The following is a 3432-nucleotide window of genomic DNA, read 5'->3' on the forward strand; positions in this document are numbered from 1 at the left end:
GGGCTGCCCAGCCGGCGACCGCGCCGGGGACCGTGACGGGCAGGGCGCCGAGCACGGGCATCAGGTCGTGCGCGGCTGTGAGCGCTTCCACGTCGATCGCGCGGGGGGCCCGGCCGCTGGCGTTGACGCAGCGGACGGCGCCGTCGGGGGTGCCCACGAGGGCCAGCAGGTCGCCGCCGACGGAACACTGGTTGGGGTAGACCACCGTCAGCATGGCGGCGGCGGCGAGCGCCGCGTCGACCGCGTTCCCGCCCTCGCGCAGCACGTCGGCGGCGGCCTCGCCGGCTGCCGCGTGCGGGGTCGCGACGGCCCAGCGCTCGCCGCTCGCGGCAAGCTGACGTTCGGTGAATGCGGACATGGTTCCCTTTCCCGAGTGCACTGGGGCCAGTGGTGAAGAGGTCTCTTTAACCGCCGCGTAACGCGGACTTCTTGACAGTCCAAGAGCGGCGGGCCTAGCTTCGCTGCCATAGTCAACGTCATCGACTATGACACTGACTTATCTCGCCGCGCAACAGCGCGATTCCGCAAAGGGGTTCGGAAATGGCCTGGTCGCACGCTTTTTCCCGCCGATCGACAGCCGTGCTGGCAGGGACCACCGCCGTGGCCGCCCTGGCCCTCACCGGATGCTCCACGACCTCCGACGGCACCGACGCCGCCGCCCCCGCCCCCGCGTCGGTGAAGCTGCCGGCCGGCGCGCTCATGAAAGACGGTCACCTCACCTACTGCGCCGACATCAGCGCGCCCCCGCTGAGCTATTACGACGTCGCGCAGAAGGCGGTGGGCGCCGAGATCGAGCTCGGCGACGCGCTGGCCGCCCAGTTCGGGGTCAAGGCGGACTGGGCCAACACCAGCTTCAGCGGGATCATCCCGGCGCTCCAGGCCAAACAGTGCGACGTGATCGTCAGCCAGCTCTACATCAAGCCCGAGCGGGAGAAGGTCGTCGACTTCGTCCCCTACATGTACGCCTCCAACACCCTCGTCGTGGCCGCCGGGAACGCGGGGAAGATCAAGGGCCCGGACGACCTGTGCGGCACGAAGGCGGCCGGGCAGACCGGCACGACCGCCGCCCAGTACCTCGCCGACCAGTCCAAGAAGTGCGAGGCGGCCGGCAAGGGGAAGATCGACATCCGGCTGTTCACCAAGGACAGCGACGCCCTCCAGCAACTGCGGCTGGGGCTCGTCGACGCGTACAGCTCGACGCTGGAGACCGCCGCCTACGTGCAGAAGCAGCAGCCCGGTACGTTCGCCCTCGTCGGTGAGCCCTTCAACCGCGTCAAGGTGGGGGCCGCGACCCGCAAGGGTGACACGGCCCTGCACGACGCGCTCGCCAAGGCGCTCGCCGCCGTACGGGGAAGCGGCGCGTACGACGCGATCCTCAAGAAGTGGAACCTGACCGGCGACAGCATCGCCGACTGACGTCGCAGCAGGCACGCAGAGAGAGACCCACGTGACCCACGCAACCGTGCTCGCCGACGCGGGGCCGCCGGTCGGCTTCGACTGGCCGTTCTTCTGGCACTACCTGATCTCGCCGTCCGACGTGTTCCTCGAAGGACTCTGGCGCACCGTCTACATCTCCGTCGTGGCCCAACTCCTCGGCGTGCTCCTCGGGTTCGCCCTCGCGCTGGCCCAGCGCAGCCGCTTCGCCCCGGTGCGCCGGGGCTCCGGAACGTACGTCTGGCTGGTCCGGGGGACGCCGCTGCTCGTGCAGCTCGTCCTCGTCTACAACGGGCTCGCAGCGGCGGGGGTCTACCGGTTCGGTGACCTCCAGGTCGGCGGGCTCGTGCTCCTCGGGGTCGTGCAGGCCGCCATACTGACGCTCTCGCTGAACGAGGCCGCGTACATGGCGGAGATCTTCCGCGCGGCCCTCGACGCCATCGATCCCGGGCAGGCGGAGGCGGCGCAGGCGCTCGGTATGACCCCGGCGACGACCATGCGGGTCGTGCTGCTGCCCCAGGCGCTGCGGATCATCGTTCCGCCGCTGGGCAACGAGTTCAACCTGATGATGAAGTCGACGTCCGTGCTGTCGGTCATCGGCCTCCAGGAGATGTTCCTGACCGCGCAGTCCGTCAACTCGGCGACGTTCAAGACCTTCGAGATCTTCCTCGTCGTCGCCTGCTACTACCTCGCGCTGACGACCGTGTGGTCGTTCGTCCAGCGGTTCATCGAGCGCCGGCTCGCGGGACCCGGACCGGTCGTCGAGACCCCCTCGCTGCGGGAGCGGCTCACCGGCGGCGGGCTGCGCCGCACCACCGTCCGCAAGGACACCGTGCTCGCGGGCAAGGAGAGCCACTGACATGGACGCCATCACGAAACTCGACGCGGCGGCCGATCCCTCGGCGGTGATGTCCGCCCGCGGGGTGGCCAAGCGGTTCGGGACGGTCCGGGTGCTGAACGGGATCTCCATGGACGTCCGGGCCCGTGAGGTCGTCGTCATGGTGGGGCCGTCGGGGTCCGGCAAGACCACGTTCCTGCGCTGCCTCAACCATCTGGAGCGCATCGACGAGGGCGAGATCCTCGTCCACGGGCGGCCTGTCGGGTATCGGCCCCGGAGTTCCGGCTCGGACCGGCCCGCGAAGGTGGGGCGGCCGGTGGAGGAGCGGCCGAAGGTGGTGGCCGAGCGGCGCCGCGACATCGGCTTCGTCTTCCAGCGGTTCAACCTCTTCCCCCACCTGTCCGCGCTCGACAACGTGGCCGTCGCGCCGACGAAGGTCCTCGGCGTGCCCAAGGCCGAGGCCAGGGAGCAGGCACGGGCCCTCCTCGCCCGCGTGGGCCTGGAGCACAAGGCGTCCGCACGGCCGTCGGCACTCTCCGGCGGCCAGCAGCAGCGCGTCGCCATCGCCCGCGCCCTCGCCATGAAGCCCGGACTGATGCTCTTCGACGAGCCGACCAGCGCCCTCGACCCCGAGATGGTCGGCGAGGTCATCGCCGTGATGAAGGAGCTCGTCGACGACGGCATGACGATGATCGTCGTCACCCACGAAATGGGCTTCGCCCGCTCCGCCGCCGACCGGCTGGTCATGTTCGACCAGGGGACGATCCTGGAGGAGGGGCCTCCGGAGCAGCTCATGACCGACCCTGCGCATGAACGCACGCGGACGTTCCTCCGACGCATCCACGAGACTCACTGACCGTCTCGGGCACTGGGCGGAAGAGCGGGCTGCCTGGTGCTGGGCTGGGATCGCGAGGGAGGGGCGGGTTCGCGAGGAACGGGCGCGTGAGCGGGGCCGGGGCACCGAGAGCGGGGCGAGGACTCGGGGAGCGGGACGGGGACTCGGGGAGCGGGACGGGGACTCGGGGAGCGGGATGGGGACTCGGGGAGCGGGGCGGCGGACGCAAGAAACGGGCGAGGGCACGGGAACGAGGCCGAGGCACCGAGAACCGGGCCGAGGTTCGGAGAGCAGGGCGGCGGACGCAAGAAACGGGCGAGGGCAC

The 3432-nt window shown here is 70.5% G+C and carries 4 protein-coding genes; 3 read left to right on the plus strand and 1 reads right to left on the minus strand.

The window, feature by feature from the left end:
- Window positions 1-358: gamma-glutamyltransferase (locus tag ACVNF4_RS33990; protein ID WP_461806724.1), on the minus strand; the 358-nt coding region annotated here is incomplete at its 3' end.
- Between the two features lie 221 nt (window positions 359-579).
- Between ACVNF4_RS33990 and ACVNF4_RS33995 the strand changes: the two genes are divergently transcribed.
- The 3 genes from ACVNF4_RS33995 to ACVNF4_RS34005 are packed head-to-tail and all read left to right on the plus strand — an operon-like array spanning window position 580 to window position 3128.
- Window positions 580-1416 (plus strand): ABC transporter substrate-binding protein, encoded by an 837-nt coding sequence (locus tag ACVNF4_RS33995; protein WP_461806725.1) that lies wholly within the window; start codon window positions 580-582, stop codon window positions 1414-1416.
- A 31-nt stretch (window positions 1417-1447) separates the two neighbouring features.
- Window positions 1448-2293 (plus strand): amino acid ABC transporter permease, encoded by an 846-nt coding sequence (locus ACVNF4_RS34000; RefSeq protein ID WP_461806726.1) that lies wholly within the window; start codon window positions 1448-1450, stop codon window positions 2291-2293.
- Between the two features lies 1 nt (window position 2294).
- Window positions 2295-3128: an amino acid ABC transporter ATP-binding protein gene (locus ACVNF4_RS34005; RefSeq protein WP_461806727.1), complete on the plus strand. Its 834-nt coding sequence runs from the start codon at window positions 2295-2297 to the stop codon at window positions 3126-3128.
- The last annotated feature ends 304 nt before the right edge of the window (window positions 3129-3432 follow it).

The organism is Streptomyces sp. S6 (genome assembly GCF_054880855.1).

Bases quoted from the DNA above. Each gene is read 5' to 3' on its own strand.
- ACVNF4_RS34005 (WP_461806727.1), top strand. From the start codon at position 2,295: ATGGACGCCATCACGAAACTCGACGCGGCGGCCGATCCCTCGGCGGTG.